This window comes from Thermocladium modestius (assembly GCF_055398215.1).
On the sequence record NZ_AP043731.1, the window covers coordinates 1,662,026 to 1,675,245 of the forward strand.

Here is a 13,220-nt window from a genome sequence, read left to right on the forward strand (position 1 = left end):
ATCGCGCAGTGCGGCTGTTCGCCCTTCACTGCTTGCCTATCTATTCTGAATCGGTTCTTGATCGACAAAACTAATGATAAGTCCCGCTCCTCTAGGGCGGGTGGGGGTCGGTTTTTTAACTAAGGAATTGATAGTCAGCATTGCGGTTGGTCCTCTATTTATCTGTGAAACTTTTATAAAGTACAATAGCCGACATGGGCAGATGAATGCGGAGAACGACGTGTTCGATGAGTTGGTCAGGCTATTATCGGCCAACGCGCTTCCGCTGGCCTTAATAGTGGCGCTGGGCTTGATAGCCGGCATATTCGCTCAGTTATTCCACGTGACCCAGTATGTATATGCCGCGTTGCCGTTGATGTTGATAGGGTTGATAATATACGTGTTATTGACCCCGGTATTGAGGATATACGTTCAGGAGGACTTGATAAGCTGCAAGCACGCCAACACTCTGCTGGCCGCCGTCGTGGGGCTGATAGAGATAATAGTGGCCGGCGCTGAGTTCTATGAATCTCCCTACATGATGCTCTCCTCCCTCGTCATAATAGCTATTCTGATACTGGCAATATACCGAAGAGCCGTGGTCGACGTGAAATGCGTGTCGCTGCCGACCGTGTACATAACGATAATACCGCCGGGCGGAGTGGCCTCCGAGAAACGGATACAGGTCAGATCAGCGGTGACGATAGGGGGCCCCGGCTCCACGATAGTTGTCCCAGCCCCTGCGGGGACATGGATTAGGATAGCACAGAGAGGTGGATCCCTTTCTATTTACTGCAGCGGCGCCAAGATGGAGTCTGAGGGCTCGTTAAGGGACGTGTCGGGCGAGGTAGAGATGGGGGACGCAGTCACCCTGTGGTTGGGGGAGACCAAGGTAATAATAAGGCGGCAGTGACCCTAATTTAGGAGGGGGCGAGTTTTTGCTTCCTTGCCACGTATCGCTGAATGCGGCGTAATACCTTCGATTCGCTTAAAAAGGGGAATTGGTTGGTTCTGTATATGAAGATAGTCCTGGTAGCCGTGCCAGGCGCCGGCAAATCGACTACTCTGGGCTTGGTAAAGCAGAGGATGCCCGACGTATTCATAGTCAACTACGGCGATGTGATGCTGGATATAGCGAAGCGGATGTACGGCATAACCCATAGGGATGAAATGAGGCGTAGAATACCCGTGGATGAGTATAGGAAGGTGCAGGAACTGGCCGCGGAGGAGATATCTAAGATGCAGGGAGACGTGATAATCGATACCCATGCCTCCATAAGGGTGCAGGGAGGCTTTTACCCCGGCCTGCCCGACAGAATAATAGCGAAACTGAGGCCCGACGCAATAATTCTTCTGGAGTTCAATCCCAGGGACATAATTGAGCGGAGAAGCAAGGACGAGAGCTTGAGGGTGAGGGAGGCGGAGGGCGAGGCTGAAATAGAGATGCATCAATTGGCGAATAGGTACTACGCCTTCGCGGCGGCCAATGCGGGCGAGTGCAGCGTGTACGTACTGGATTACAGAAACAAGCCTCAATCCAAGCCATTTGAGCATGCGGAGGCGTCCGCCGATTTCATCATCAATTTACTGAATGCCAACAGAAAGCTGCATTGAGCCCATAGATGGTGGAGCGGGTTATGCGGTCAGCTCCACCGTGTATCTAATCCCCATGTATTCGCTGTTAAGCACTATCCTGAGCTCCTCGGGATCGCAGGAGTCCTGTATGTCCTTTAATAGCTCGTTTATCAAGTCCTCGTGGTATATTGCCCTGTCCCGGAACGAGTCGAGGTACTCCCTGAGGGACTTCAATTCTATGTAGGTGCATCCATCCCGCTCGTCGCAGCTAGGCTTATACTCTATCGTGATCGAGTAATTATCGAGGGTCTTGGTGACGGGGCATATCGCTATCATCTTCGTGTTAATCGTGATTCTATCCGTTAGTCTCGCCTTTATGCAGAGGAGTTTAGGGGGTGATGTCATGGAGACGGACCTGGAATGACAGGGTTAAAAACGTTGTCTTCAATTGACTAAACGCGTAGAATCGAAATGCAGTTACAGGTTGATTTCGTGAGGGCCCAAACATTTAAAACCAGCGATTGGAGCTTTACTCATGGTTTCATTTAAGGGATACGTGTTCAGCAAGACGCTCATGCCGGATCCCTTGGGCAATAAATTGATAAAGATAGACATAGTTGAGGAGAAGGAAACGCCCGGCCCCGTCGTCACGGGAGCGGATGAGTCCGCCATGATGGCCCGTGAGGTAATGAATATGATGCAGCAAGTCCTCAAGTCCATGCCGATACTCAATCAAGCCCTGGGCAATAAGGTAATGGTTCCCCGAGTCACCATTTGGCTAACCGATGATGAGATAGAGTACCTCGGCGGTAGGCTAGACGTGGGCGACTACGTGGAGGTAAGCATACAGAACGGATCCATAAACATAAAGAGATTATAAATTAGATTCAAGCATCAGCGATTCGGGCCCCCGTAGACTAGCCCATCGAATGCGGTCTTGAATTTCTCGTACCACTCCAGCGGATCCTTGCCTGCCCAATCCTTGGCGCCGAGCTCGGAAGCCATCGTGGTAACCATATCCCTAGTCCTCTTGCTCTCCCAGAACCTGGGGGTGGAACCGGCCTTCTGCGCGTAATCGGCGAACTCTCTGTAAACGGCCGCGGCGAACTTATCCACGTCGACATCCACGCCTACCAGGCCATAGACCTCTTTAAGGGTGGGCTCCAGCCAGCCCCTGTGGAAGCGGCAAGCGCCGGCCTCATCTATCATCAACTCCATTAACGCCCTGGAGTATACGGACTTGGCGAAATCAACTGGATCCATGAAGGTTGGATTGTAATTGGTCCAGTACCTGCCCAGCATGTATATGGGAGCCACCATTCCGGGAGCCCAGTAGTAATTTGGGGTCATGTAGTTCGAGTCGCCGAGCGGCACGTAAACCGCGTAATCCACCACTCCAGCCTCCTCGGCCGCCCTCCTAAGCCCGATAGCCCCAATCCTACCCAACAGCCCGACCCCGCTCATTAATGACCTCACGCCCTCCTCCGCCAGAGACGCATTCAACTCGCTGCTGGAGACGTCATAGACCAGGGGATTCATGACGGGCCTACCGCTCAGCCCAGCTTCCTCCGGCTCAATTAATCCCCGATCCACTGCCTCGAATGCAAGGCCCAAGTCGTAGCCGACCTCTATGGTGTCCAGCCCGTAATTATCCACCATGTCGGCCACCTTAACCGCGCTCCCAAGCGTGAAAACGCCTATGTAGGGGCCCACGGCATTCAGCGGCTCATAATCTATCTTCTTGCCTCGCCACACCTTCTTACACACAACGGGGCACGGTTCTCCACAGTTGTACCAACTCCTTGACTTGACGAACGCCTCCTCCTGGAACGGTTTCCAGAAGTGCTCTATGGCGGCATCCGACCACTTGCGCCGCTCCTCGAGGGGTAGGTAAATGGACTGGAAGTTGAACATGGGAATCAACTCCCTGTAATGGACATAGTTAACGCCGAAGGTTCCTCCCGTTCCCAGCTGTGGATCGAATCTGTACTTGATGGTCTTCTCGTTGAGGACCTGTATGTAGGTCTTACCGAGCTTTTGAATGAATATCTTGTCTATATCGCCCATCTTGGGACCCCCCACCTCCGAGTCGCCGCCCAGCAGCATGGCGGCCACGTTATGTCCCCTCACCAATGCGGATCCCCCGCCGGCTCTGGCCGCGAAGTCCTCCGCGCCCAGCTTGTATGCCTTCTTGGCGTAATCCACCTCGTAACTGGCGATGGCTCCCATTATGGTGCTGGCCGCCCCCGGCCCGGTCACTATGGGCCGTGCCTTATGTTCATAGATGAAGTCCCAGTAATTATCCAGCAGGAACTGCTTCGCCGACTCTATGCCGGTGCGGCCCCCGTATCCCCACAACCTATCCAAGTCAACTTCCTGGAACTCCACGCTTAACTTGCCGGCCTTGCTTCCAATCAATATCAGCGTTGGCTTGTTGAATTTACCGATGATTACCAGCCCATTCACGCCGGTTCTCATGAATCTATAGGCGGCTCCACCCATTGCGGACACGTGGAGGGCGCCCGTCTGTGGGCTTCTGAAGACGGCCACCGCTCTGTGCACTCCTATGAAGTTCCCCCCAACTAGTCTGCCCCAGCTCACCAGGAATGGTATTCCTGGGTCCAGCGGCTTCATCCTCCAAGTCTGGAGCCTCTTGTTCAGGTCCACCGCGGCGTCCAGGGGACCCAGCCAATCGCCCGTCTCCTCCCACCACCTCCTCTCATCCGCCTTTATCGCGATTAATCTGTACGGCATTCACAGCGCATTGGCTTCTTCGTTGATAAGGCTTTTTGTGTTGTTCTTGTTTTTGTTTTACCTAGTTATACTTAGGTTATACTGGGTTATACCGTAATGCTTATTTACACCTGAGTTTATTTACTATTATGGAGCAACTCGAACTGGGGTCGCGGGTTATAACGTGCGGCATTAATGAGCCGCTCAGGGATGCGGCCAAGAAGATGAATGAAAACAATGTGGGCAGCGTGGTGGTGGTCGACGGCGGTAAGGTGGTGGGAATACTCACGGAGAGGGACCTGGTCAGGGCGGTGGCCAGCGGCGTTCCGCTCGACGCGCCGGTGAGCAGGATCGCATCTAGGAACTTGATAATAGCTAGGCAGGGCGAGTCCATGCTGACCGTGGGCATGAAAATGATAGAGCACCAGATCCGCCACATACCTGTGGTGGATGATGATGGGAAGGTAGTGGGGGTCCTATCCATAAGGGATGTCTTGAGGCAATTGACGGCGGAATCCGCTTACCCGTAATGCATAAAGAATAATAACTCGATGGAATTGCCCAGGCCAGTGATGAGACCTGGCATGAATGATGGATGAATTCGTTAGAGTTAGCTGAGCCCGCGTTGACAATAAGTGAGGGCCATTGGGTTCGACGCGAGGTTTTTAAAGCGGAAGTCAATGAGCGCCGCATGCGAGTCAAGGTATTGAACGTTAAATCCAGCGATGAGTACCTGGAGGCCGTGGTGGAGGGGGAGGATTACACCCTGTTCGCCCCATTATTGGAGTACCTGTTGCGGGAGGATGGAGTGGAGCAGGCCATGTACGACATGGATCACCCATTGATAAGGAGGGTCACGCTCAAGATAAGGACCCACGGTAAGCCGCCCATGGAGGCCCTGAACGCCGCCGTTACGTCCATGATGAATGACTTGGACTCGATTAAGGGGCAGCTAATGAATGAGCTAGGTGGTTCCAAGTGAACGTGAAGTACATCAGGCCCCTTGAGGTCAAGATAGACCCAGACCCCTCGGCTTGCCTGGTAATCATTAGGAGGGGGAGCGAGTCAACTAAGGGCCGCAGAACGACGTGGGGCACATATTTGCTCGACGACTACTTGGAGCTGGGGGACGACGTGGTGGTCATGCCAAGCGGATCATCCCGCTGATAATCGCATTGCTCCTGGGCGCAGCGTTTTTCTTAATTGGAGCGGGGCCCCTATCATGAGTGTGGGAGAACAGGCTCCGGATTTCGAGGCCGAATCGACGACGGGAAAGATAAGGCTCTCGAGCCTCAGGGGGAGGAGGGTGGTTCTTTACTTCTATCCAAAATCATTCACCAGCGGCTGCACCAATGAATTGAAGCGATTCGTGGAGCTATATGATGAGTTCAAGGCAAGCAATGCTGAGGTGATAGGGGTTAGCGTGGACTCCCTGGACACCCAGGTCAAGTTCGCCTCCCGGTACGGCGCGCGGTTCCCCCTGGTCTCGGATAGGGATAAGACTATATCCAAGGCATACGGCGTGTTGAGGGGATCCACTGCCCAGCGCGTCACCTTCATAATAGATGAGAATGGCACCATAATGGACAGGATAAGCGGCTTGAAGAATGCGAGCGATCATGCAGACGAGGCATTAAAAAGGATAAAGCCCGCCACGGCCCGTTGAGCCCGCAGCGTTGGAGAACTCCCTAGCGCGCAATGCCTTTGCCTCTCCTTATGGTGCTCACGTAATCCTCAAATGAGGAGGATGCGGTGATCAACGCTGACCCGCTGCTCTCGTTCTCCCTAACCGCTCCCTTCTCCATTAATTCCTGGATCGCCCCAGGCACGTCCAGGCCGCGCAGCAATGCGTGGGTGGCTATTATCTTCTTGGCGTTCTGGGTTATGTTCATCCTGGCCATTTCCGCGTAGAGCGACGACGTGGATTTAATTATTGAGATCACGAGGTCCAGGGGGGCCTTTGTCCTGAGCTTCATGCCGCTCAGCTCCGATGGGAAGCCCCTCAAGTTCAATGCGGTGGTCACCACGTCGAACGGCACTGGATGGGGGGGTTGAGCCATGGTGATCAACACTGATAGGTCGAGGGAACCCCCATTCCTGGCCTTCAGCGCGCCGTATATCTTGAGGGCCTCAGCCATCATTATGTCGCCGGCCTCCCTGCCTCCCCTCACCCTCAGCTCCACCACGTTGGATTTAACATCTATGATAAGCTCGCCAACCTTTATCCTGCGAGTCAGGAGGTCCACGTAGGTTATCGCGTCCTCGCTGCTCTTGAACTTAAGCACCGCCCTCCTGCCCATTTCCCTCACTCCAGGGCTACCTTCTTTCTAATATTAACGCCGCAATTGGGGCAGTAGGCCCTGGTTCCCTTGAATTTCAAGTAAGCCCTGCACCTGGGGCACCGCGCCTCCACCACCCCAAGCCCCAGCCCCCTTATGCTGAGGTGGTAGGGTGGGCCGCGCGATATTACCCTGGCCTTCACGAAATCTCCTATCCCCACCGCGTCGTACACGGTATTAATTCTATTCTCCCCAGCATGCGCTATGTATATGAAGCCCGTGGCATTTATCCTGGTTAGGCTCCCCCTATCCAGCACCGCGGCTATCCTGACGACCGCCACCTTATCCGTTGATGAAACGACCCTGCCGTAAACCACGGCGCCCTGCTGGAGCAGCTTCAACTTTATTGGGTTGACCCGCACCTCATGCGCCTTCACGTCGTAACTGGGCACGCCTATCACGGTGGACACTATCCTTCCCCTGCAATCGAGGTCGGTGAACTCGCCCGGCACGTATTCCTCCTCCACGCCCAACTCATCGCCTGGAACAGCTACCATGACTCACCAACGCTAAAGCCCCCGCCTGGCTCGATTAAAAACTCTCCCTCCTCAACGGCGATGCATGGTCGAGAATGACTAATCATATAATTGTTCTGAATGACGCCTTGGCCTGGATTTAGGCTCGGGATGCCTCGCATCGCTATGCTTTGTGATGTTCTTCACTATGCATGCCATGTTTTCGTAATCAGCCTTAACTGCAGTGATGGCGTAGTGCAATTCAATGGTTTGCCATACATGGTTTAGCCCAAAGCCGCCTGGGGTGGATTGATTAAATTCTCAATATCATGCTTATCTGGACCAAGCACTCTAGTTCTGTGGGCATTCATCAACCAACTAGGTAGTCATGACTAGTTTAGTTTAGGCCTCAGCCTTGCTTTCAAGCATTTCTCAAGCTCAATCCTTAACCTATTCTTCACTCTACCCTCATTCCTCAATGTATTACATGTAACCGCATATATCTTCAATTTATCAATCCTCTCCCTTACCAATCCCTCTACGAAATCCTCCCTGCTCTTCGGATTAAGCCCAGTCCACGCATTCTTATTCTCACAAATATCCTCTAGGTAATTCATTAGGAATCTTACAATGCCCTCAGAGCCACCAATATGTGCTGAGCAATGCTCCTTAGTAAGCCTCCTGGCGATATCACTAGACTCACCAACATAATATGCTTCAGATTCGTCGAAGAATACGTAGATGCCAGCCTCATGGACAGCATCGACATTGCTACAATCATACACGCCAAACCTACATTCACTAATTTGAACGCCGACCTCAACGAGGCAGTCTCTAACCACCGCCTCAAAATCGGTCATAAATATGCAACATTTTAAGGCGTATAAGCATTAAACCAATCCGGAGATGGTGTGTTCTTGATGTACCAACCCCCCTAAGCTCCTCATGCATTTGGCCCCAGTAGTGCTCAATCAATATCCTGAACTTGCTGGAGGGCCCTGTATGGTGTTAACGACGCTCTCCGGCACGCCTTGACTGATCATCCATGCGGCGAAGAGCCTCCTAAGCCCATAGAGCTTGAAGTCACTGCCCAGCGCGTCCCCCTTCCCAAGGCTTAGCGCATTTTGAAAAGTCCTCAAAATCATCCTCACCAACAATATACTTAAAGCCAGAAGGCATGATGATACCGAAGACTTGACGTAGTAGCTGGAATAGGAAGTCTCTAAAGGCAGGATAACCCCGAGCCTTCAAAACGACCTTAATGGCATCATAGAGAGCGGCACCGATGGAGGCACCATCAGCGAGCTTAGCATGCTCATCAATGTTTAGATACTTGAGGCAAGCCTTAATTCATCGGTGACGGGAGTCTCATCAGTCCTAGCCTTGTAAATGAATGCGGTTGAAGCCCAAGTCACTAGGCTTAACACCATTAGAAGGCACGCGTCCAGGAATCCCCCTTCCTAACCCCCCAGCTCATCCAAGTCAACAAGGTTAGGATCCGCTAATAAGAGCCCTGAATGGGGGTTAACAGACTACTCAGCGTCGATGCATTGGCATATTCAAGTTCAATTCCAAAATCGAAAATAGCGTGTAAATCCAACCTTGGCGCCTCGGCCGGGATTTGAACCCGGGTTTCGGGCTCGACAGGCCCGCATCCTAGACCAGGCTGAACGACCGAGGCTCGATGTGGATCTTGATCTACGACGTTTTAAGCTTTTCCCTTGCCGCTGCCCCGAGGGCTCGGCTCCATGAGTGCCAGCAGCTTAAGCATTAGCAGTTTATACGCCGGCACGACTGGCACCAGAACCAAGTAGCCGGTGTACAGCCCATACATTACCGCGCTGCCAACGGGGGATTCCAGCACGGCTGGTATGGCCAGTAAGTCCTCCTCCCCGTTCACCCAAATCACGCTTCTCCTACCCCTCACTGCTTCCTCCACCGCATTCCTTACAGCTATGAACGATTCCGAAATCAGTGTGGCGGGGGGATTATCTATAACCGTGCCAGTCCGCTCAGCCTCGCCGATCCCGTATCTCCTGGTCCTTCCATCAATTATAGCCACATCCGGCTCCCTCCAATACCTCCTCACGTTGCTCGTGACGACGTCGCCCACAGTTATTAGCAACTGCAATCCCAAGTCCTCCGCCGCCGCCTTGGCGTGGTGCACTGATGCCGGTGGCTCCCGGGGTATCGATACGGCAAACGGCACCGCCATTAACCGCCGCAGAGAGTCGCTGGTCAGCCTATACACGCCGGGCGAGCTGATTTTCTTTATTAATGCATTGCTATTTAGAGGCAAAGCAAAAATCAATTAAATTGGCGGGGGTGTTTCCCGCATGGGAGATCAGGACGCGTTGTTGAAGGCATTAAATATACTGGCCAGGCTAGACGAGCTGGGATTGCTGGACGCAATTAATGAAGCATTAACCGATGAGGGACTGCAACGCCTCGCCTCCGCTGGGGTCGGCCTAATGGAGGTTATCGCCAAATTATTGGACGCAGCCAAGGAGGTGGACTGGAGCGCGTTGATCGCCATTGCGTCATCCATTGATGAGAGGAAGGCAAACGCGCTGCTGCGTCTCCTGGACGCCGTGGGCCAGGTAGATATGGAGAGGCTGCGGCTGGCAGCATCGTTGATGAGGAGCGACGTGGGCAGCGTATCGCTGGCAAGGCTGTTGAGCGCGATCAACGACGAGGAGACGCGGCGCGTCATCTATAAATTGCTCCTGGCCGTGAGGATCTTGGCTGAATAGGCGGGGTTCCTGAACGCGTTGAGCTCAATGTTGCTCCTTTGATTGCCACTCAATTGTGTATAGTTGCTCCAGCTTCTTTACGTCGTCATCGTCCAGCCTCCACCCAACCGCCCCCATGTTCTCCCTCAAGTGCTCTATCTTCGCTGCCTTGGGTATGGCCACCACGTTGGGCTTGCTTATCACCCAGTTAAGCAGCACTTGCGCCGGCGTCTTGTTGTACTTGCTTCCCACCTCCTCCAGCAGCTTATGCTCTCTGCTGCCTGGTCTCAATATGGACCCCGTCCCAAGGGGGCTGTACGCTATTATGGTTATGCCCTCCCTCTCGGCGTAGGGGATTAAGTCCTTCTCCACGTCCCTGTCCAGCAGATTATAGCGTACCTCATCCGCCACCACTCCGTACTTAGAGACGGAGCGCCGCGCCTCCTCCAGCTCCACGACGTCGAAGTTACTCACGCCTATGTACTTTATCACTCCCTCGTCGACGAGCTCCTCCATTGCTTGCATGGTTTCCTTTATCGGCACATCCCTGGCCGGCCAGTGGATCATGTATAGATCTATGTAGGTGCCCAATCTATCTGAGCTGGCCTTGGCTGACTTCAACACGTCGTCGTGGCGGGCATGGGTGGGCCATACCTTGCTTATTATGAACAATTCATTCCTGGGCAATCCCTTTATGGCCTCCCCTATTATTCTCTCTGAGCATCCTCCTCCATACATCTCCGCCGTATCTATCATTGTGTAGCCCATTCCTATGGCCTCTCGGATCAGCTTTATCATGACGTCCATGTTGGAGCAGTCGGGTATCCAGAAGCCGCCTCCCATGCCCCAAGTGCCCAGCCCAATGACCGGAATCTTTATTCCAGTTTTATCGAGTTCTTTGAATTCCATAATTAGCTATTATCGAGCGGATAAAAATACTTTGCTCATAACCTCCGCTTTTTCGGTTGAGGACATTATTCCGTTTTGTCTTTCATTGACTACTTCATCGTGAAAGATAAGTTTTTAAAGTGGATTTCTCCATGGCCCGTAATAGTCGTGTAATATGACTGGAACCACAAGGAGGAGCTACGGCGAGAGGGCCGCGTTGAAGAGGCAGTTATCGTTCATGGATGTCTACTTCGCCTCGATAGGAGGGCAATCGCCATTCCTAAGCATTCTAACCTATGGCACTGCCATGATAATATACGTTGGGATAATGGCTCCGCTGGCCGCGTTGTTGGGGACGGTGCTTGTCCTATTCAATGGGTTGGTAGTGTACGAATTATCCAAGCAGATAACGAGGACGGGGGGTTATTACAAGTACGCGCACCTATTGTTGAGCCATAGGGTCGGAATAGAGACGGGCTTCCTCTATTTGTTCTACTCGATATTATATGGAGCCTCGTACGCATTCGGCGTCAGTTACCTCTCCGCTTGGTTATTCAATTGGGATCCCACCCTCACCATGATTGCCGTGCTAGCCCTAACCGTGGTCTTGGCGGTCAGCGGCATCAAGCCATCCACCAAGTACGCCGTGGTGGCCGGCTCAATAGAGATAGCGGTGCTGGTGACAATAGGCGTTGTGCTGCTTTACATGGCTGATTTCAAGTTGAGCAATCCATTCGTAGGGGGAGTATCGCTGTCCAACCTGGGTTTGGCGGTGATATATGCAGCCGCGATACCGACAGGCTACGGCGCTATCGCGCCCCTTTCCGGCGAGGCTAAGAACCCTAAGTCAACCATTCCAAGGGCGGTCATAGCGGTGATATTGACCGGCGGCTTGCTGGCTGCTTTCGATGTGTATGCATTTGCCAATGCCGGCATGGTATTGTTCCACGACAACATAAATCAAATAATATCAACGCCATCTCCCGTCCTCTACGTGCTTCGGCACTATATGGGCATTTACCTAGACCCAGTGTTGATATTCGCCATGCTAAGCGACGGCGTGCTGGGCACCCTTGCCTTCTCGCTGGCAGCCTCGAGAACCATATATGCTATGTCCATTGATGGTCACTTGCCGCGGGCCTTATCCCAAGTCAATCCCAAGGGTAATCCCGTGCTCGCGGTATTGCTATCATCGATATCCATGTTGGCGCTATCGGTGTTGCTGTCCAATTACTTCCACGGTCCGTTAAGGGCCTTCCTGGTGCTGGGCGCGTTATCCACCATGGCCGGCATAGTTGTGCACTTGGTATCCAACATAGCTTTGATCAGGATAGGAATCGAGAAACGCATTAGGAAATGGATAGCTATATCCACAATAGCGTCTGGAATAACGATATACTCAATAATATCCGCGTTCACGAAAATAAGCTCAGTTTACGTCGAGGTCTTCTTGTTATGGCTCCTCTTCGCCTTCATATACGCAGAGGCCTACAGCATAGTCGGGTCTCAGCCCAAGCATAGATTCCCAGCAACGCTGGAATAACAATGAAATAGAACGAGAAACCCCGCCCTTAATGCGGGAAGAGTTCGATTTTGATATTGATCAAATATTAAACCTGCTTGCAGGCTTCCTACCTGACCAGCCTCCGGATCGCTGCGGCAAGTGAACCGCCCCCGCTTTAAGGGGGATTTCCCTCCCCATTATTGAGAGCCCCCGCCTCCCCTTCTCAGTCGAGGATTTTCCTTCACTGATGCTCAGTTGAATTATTTATTAGTAGTTGATCATGGTTGAAGTAGTAGATGATTTTGTTCCTGGATTGCTTAATGTATATTTTCTTGCATATGGAGCTGGCCCTAGATTTTGCCTTTGCTAAAAATAAAATAAAAGAAAACTTTATATTTGGTCGTCTAAGTTGGTCATAATGGTAGAGCTCAAGGTAGTTTCTTGGAGCGATGTGATGACCTATTTGCTTCGCATAGTTGAGGGGATGGGAAGCGATGGATTTAGGCCCGACGTCGTGGTCGGAATAATGAGGGGCGGCGTGATAGCTGCCCGATTGATCGGCGACTTGTTGGGGGTGGATTCCATTTCATTGATGGAGATAAAGTTCTACAAGGGAATAGGAGAGCAGGGAGATGAGCCTCGAATAACGCAGCCATTAACTATTAACGTGAAGGGAAAGCGGGTCCTGGTCATAGACGACATAGCGGATAGCGGGAACACCATGAGGACGGCCATAGATTACATAAAAGGCATGAATCCGCTTCAGGTAAAGACGGCCACCCTCCTGTTAAAGCCGTGGACTAAATTCAAGCCGGATTACTATGGTGGGGAGACCACCATGTGGATAGTGTTTCCCTGGGAGCTCGGCGAGACCATTAGGGAGCTCGGCAGCAACTCAATGCAGTTGGTGAGCAAAATGGACAGCGAGTTGGCCGGCAAGATAATGACCATTATGAAGATATTGAACGGTAATCAAGCAAATTAATTGGTATTTGTCCATTAACTGATCAAGGTA

The 13,220-nt window shown here is 52.3% G+C and carries 18 protein-coding genes and 1 tRNA gene; 10 read left to right on the plus strand and 9 right to left on the minus strand.

Annotated features, from left to right (window positions below):
* Positions 1-202: 202 nt before the first annotated feature.
* The gene (locus ACZ5ZS_RS08610; protein WP_188595659.1) at positions 203-892 is read left to right on the plus strand and encodes a hypothetical protein; all 690 of its coding nucleotides are present in this window, start codon (positions 203-205) and stop codon (positions 890-892) included.
* 104 nt (positions 893-996) lie between these two features.
* Positions 997-1,593: an adenylate kinase gene (locus tag ACZ5ZS_RS08615; protein ID WP_188595660.1), complete on the plus strand. Its 597-nt coding sequence runs from the start codon at positions 997-999 to the stop codon at positions 1,591-1,593.
* A 21-nt stretch (positions 1,594-1,614) separates the two neighbouring features.
* On the opposite strand, the gene ACZ5ZS_RS08620 is transcribed toward ACZ5ZS_RS08615, so the two are convergent.
* Positions 1,615-1,959 (minus strand): hypothetical protein, encoded by a 345-nt coding sequence (locus ACZ5ZS_RS08620; RefSeq protein ID WP_188595661.1) that lies wholly within the window; start codon positions 1,957-1,959, stop codon positions 1,615-1,617.
* A 130-nt stretch (positions 1,960-2,089) separates the two neighbouring features.
* On the opposite strand from ACZ5ZS_RS08620, the gene ACZ5ZS_RS08625 reads away from it, so the two are divergent.
* Positions 2,090-2,434, plus strand: coding sequence for an arcadin 1 (locus ACZ5ZS_RS08625; protein WP_188595662.1), 345 nt, complete (start codon positions 2,090-2,092; stop codon positions 2,432-2,434).
* A gap of 14 nt (positions 2,435-2,448) precedes the next feature.
* On the opposite strand, the gene ACZ5ZS_RS08630 is transcribed toward ACZ5ZS_RS08625, so the two are convergent.
* Positions 2,449-4,308, minus strand: a complete 1,860-nt coding sequence (locus ACZ5ZS_RS08630) for an aldehyde ferredoxin oxidoreductase N-terminal domain-containing protein (protein ID WP_188595663.1) — start codon at positions 4,306-4,308, stop codon at positions 2,449-2,451.
* Positions 4,309-4,436: 128 nt separating this feature from the next.
* Between ACZ5ZS_RS08630 and ACZ5ZS_RS08635 the strand changes: the two genes are divergently transcribed.
* The 4 genes from ACZ5ZS_RS08635 to ACZ5ZS_RS08650 all read left to right on the plus strand — a co-directional run bounded on the left by ACZ5ZS_RS08635 (position 4,437) and on the right by ACZ5ZS_RS08650 (position 5,953).
* Positions 4,437-4,817, plus strand: a complete 381-nt coding sequence (locus tag ACZ5ZS_RS08635) for a CBS domain-containing protein (RefSeq protein ID WP_188595664.1) — start codon at positions 4,437-4,439, stop codon at positions 4,815-4,817.
* A 161-nt stretch (positions 4,818-4,978) separates the two neighbouring features.
* A complete protein-coding gene (locus ACZ5ZS_RS08640; RefSeq protein ID WP_188595665.1) occupies positions 4,979-5,269 on the plus strand; it encodes an RpoL/Rpb11 RNA polymerase subunit family protein in 291 nt (96 codons plus the stop codon).
* A complete protein-coding gene (locus ACZ5ZS_RS08645) occupies positions 5,266-5,454 on the plus strand; it encodes a hypothetical protein (RefSeq protein ID WP_188595666.1) in 189 nt (62 codons plus the stop codon). The genes ACZ5ZS_RS08640 and ACZ5ZS_RS08645 overlap by 4 nt, the downstream gene beginning before the upstream one ends.
* Before the next feature lie 55 nt (positions 5,455-5,509).
* Positions 5,510-5,953: a peroxiredoxin gene (locus ACZ5ZS_RS08650; protein ID WP_188595667.1), complete on the plus strand. Its 444-nt coding sequence runs from the start codon at positions 5,510-5,512 to the stop codon at positions 5,951-5,953.
* A 22-nt stretch (positions 5,954-5,975) separates the two neighbouring features.
* Here ACZ5ZS_RS08650 and ACZ5ZS_RS08655 read toward each other — a convergent pair whose 3' ends face one another.
* The 6 genes from ACZ5ZS_RS08655 to ACZ5ZS_RS08680 form a co-directional block, all read right to left on the minus strand.
* Entirely contained in the window at positions 5,976-6,587 is a 612-nt protein-coding gene (locus ACZ5ZS_RS08655) for a DUF2067 family protein (protein ID WP_188595668.1), read from the minus strand.
* Between the two features lie 5 nt (positions 6,588-6,592).
* On the minus strand, positions 6,593-7,123 hold the full coding sequence (locus ACZ5ZS_RS08660; RefSeq protein WP_188595669.1) for an exosome complex RNA-binding protein Csl4: 531 nt from the start codon (positions 7,121-7,123) through the stop codon (positions 6,593-6,595).
* Positions 7,124-7,473: 350 nt separating this feature from the next.
* Positions 7,474-7,941, minus strand: a complete 468-nt coding sequence (locus tag ACZ5ZS_RS08665) for a GIY-YIG nuclease family protein (protein ID WP_075059527.1) — start codon at positions 7,939-7,941, stop codon at positions 7,474-7,476.
* A 111-nt stretch (positions 7,942-8,052) separates the two neighbouring features.
* Positions 8,053-8,220, minus strand: coding sequence for a hypothetical protein (locus ACZ5ZS_RS08670; protein ID WP_188595670.1), 168 nt, complete (start codon positions 8,218-8,220; stop codon positions 8,053-8,055).
* Positions 8,221-8,684: 464 nt separating this feature from the next.
* Positions 8,685-8,762, minus strand: a tRNA-Asp gene (locus ACZ5ZS_RS08675).
* Between the two features lie 27 nt (positions 8,763-8,789).
* Complete coding sequence (locus ACZ5ZS_RS08680; protein ID WP_229657615.1) at positions 8,790-9,332, minus strand: DUF359 domain-containing protein; 543 nt, start codon at positions 9,330-9,332, stop codon at positions 8,790-8,792.
* An 85-nt stretch (positions 9,333-9,417) separates the two neighbouring features.
* Between ACZ5ZS_RS08680 and ACZ5ZS_RS08685 the strand changes: the two genes are divergently transcribed.
* Positions 9,418-9,834, plus strand: a complete 417-nt coding sequence (locus ACZ5ZS_RS08685; protein WP_188595671.1) for a hypothetical protein — start codon at positions 9,418-9,420, stop codon at positions 9,832-9,834.
* 24 nt (positions 9,835-9,858) lie between these two features.
* Here ACZ5ZS_RS08685 and ACZ5ZS_RS08690 read toward each other — a convergent pair whose 3' ends face one another.
* Positions 9,859-10,722 carry an aldo/keto reductase gene (locus ACZ5ZS_RS08690; protein ID WP_188595672.1) on the minus strand — a complete coding sequence of 288 codons (864 nt, stop codon included), beginning with the start codon at positions 10,720-10,722 and terminating at the stop codon, positions 9,859-9,861.
* 154 nt (positions 10,723-10,876) lie between these two features.
* Here ACZ5ZS_RS08690 and ACZ5ZS_RS08695 point away from each other — a divergent pair, with 154 nt between their 5' ends.
* Together ACZ5ZS_RS08695 and ACZ5ZS_RS08700 are read left to right on the plus strand one after the other, a co-directional pair.
* Positions 10,877-12,244 (plus strand): APC family permease, encoded by a 1,368-nt coding sequence (locus ACZ5ZS_RS08695; protein ID WP_188595673.1) that lies wholly within the window; start codon positions 10,877-10,879, stop codon positions 12,242-12,244.
* A 379-nt stretch (positions 12,245-12,623) separates the two neighbouring features.
* The gene (locus ACZ5ZS_RS08700) at positions 12,624-13,190 is read left to right on the plus strand and encodes a phosphoribosyltransferase (protein ID WP_188595674.1); all 567 of its coding nucleotides are present in this window, start codon (positions 12,624-12,626) and stop codon (positions 13,188-13,190) included.
* The last annotated feature ends 30 nt before the right edge of the window (positions 13,191-13,220 follow it).

Bases quoted from the DNA above. Each gene is read 5' to 3' on its own strand.
- ACZ5ZS_RS08610 (WP_188595659.1), top strand. From the start codon at position 203: ATGAATGCGGAGAACGACGTGTTCGATGAGTTGGTCAGGCTATTATCG.
- ACZ5ZS_RS08615 (WP_188595660.1), top strand. From the start codon at position 997: ATGAAGATAGTCCTGGTAGCCGTGCCAGGCGCCGGCAAATCGACTACT.
- ACZ5ZS_RS08620 (WP_188595661.1), bottom strand. From the start codon at position 1,959: ATGACATCACCCCCTAAACTCCTCTGCATAAAGGCGAGACTAACGGAT.
- ACZ5ZS_RS08625 (WP_188595662.1), top strand. From the start codon at position 2,090: ATGGTTTCATTTAAGGGATACGTGTTCAGCAAGACGCTCATGCCGGAT.
- ACZ5ZS_RS08630 (WP_188595663.1), bottom strand. From the start codon at position 4,308: ATGCCGTACAGATTAATCGCGATAAAGGCGGATGAGAGGAGGTGGTGG.
- ACZ5ZS_RS08635 (WP_188595664.1), top strand. From the start codon at position 4,437: ATGGAGCAACTCGAACTGGGGTCGCGGGTTATAACGTGCGGCATTAAT.
- ACZ5ZS_RS08640 (WP_188595665.1), top strand. From the start codon at position 4,979: ATGCGAGTCAAGGTATTGAACGTTAAATCCAGCGATGAGTACCTGGAG.
- ACZ5ZS_RS08650 (WP_188595667.1), top strand. From the start codon at position 5,510: ATGAGTGTGGGAGAACAGGCTCCGGATTTCGAGGCCGAATCGACGACG.
- ACZ5ZS_RS08655 (WP_188595668.1), bottom strand. From the start codon at position 6,587: ATGGGCAGGAGGGCGGTGCTTAAGTTCAAGAGCAGCGAGGACGCGATA.
- ACZ5ZS_RS08660 (WP_188595669.1), bottom strand. From the start codon at position 7,123: ATGGTAGCTGTTCCAGGCGATGAGTTGGGCGTGGAGGAGGAATACGTG.
- ACZ5ZS_RS08665 (WP_075059527.1), bottom strand. From the start codon at position 7,941: ATGACCGATTTTGAGGCGGTGGTTAGAGACTGCCTCGTTGAGGTCGGC.
- ACZ5ZS_RS08685 (WP_188595671.1), top strand. From the start codon at position 9,418: ATGGGAGATCAGGACGCGTTGTTGAAGGCATTAAATATACTGGCCAGG.
- ACZ5ZS_RS08690 (WP_188595672.1), bottom strand. From the start codon at position 10,722: ATGGAATTCAAAGAACTCGATAAAACTGGAATAAAGATTCCGGTCATT.
- ACZ5ZS_RS08695 (WP_188595673.1), top strand. From the start codon at position 10,877: ATGACTGGAACCACAAGGAGGAGCTACGGCGAGAGGGCCGCGTTGAAG.
- ACZ5ZS_RS08700 (WP_188595674.1), top strand. From the start codon at position 12,624: ATGGTAGAGCTCAAGGTAGTTTCTTGGAGCGATGTGATGACCTATTTG.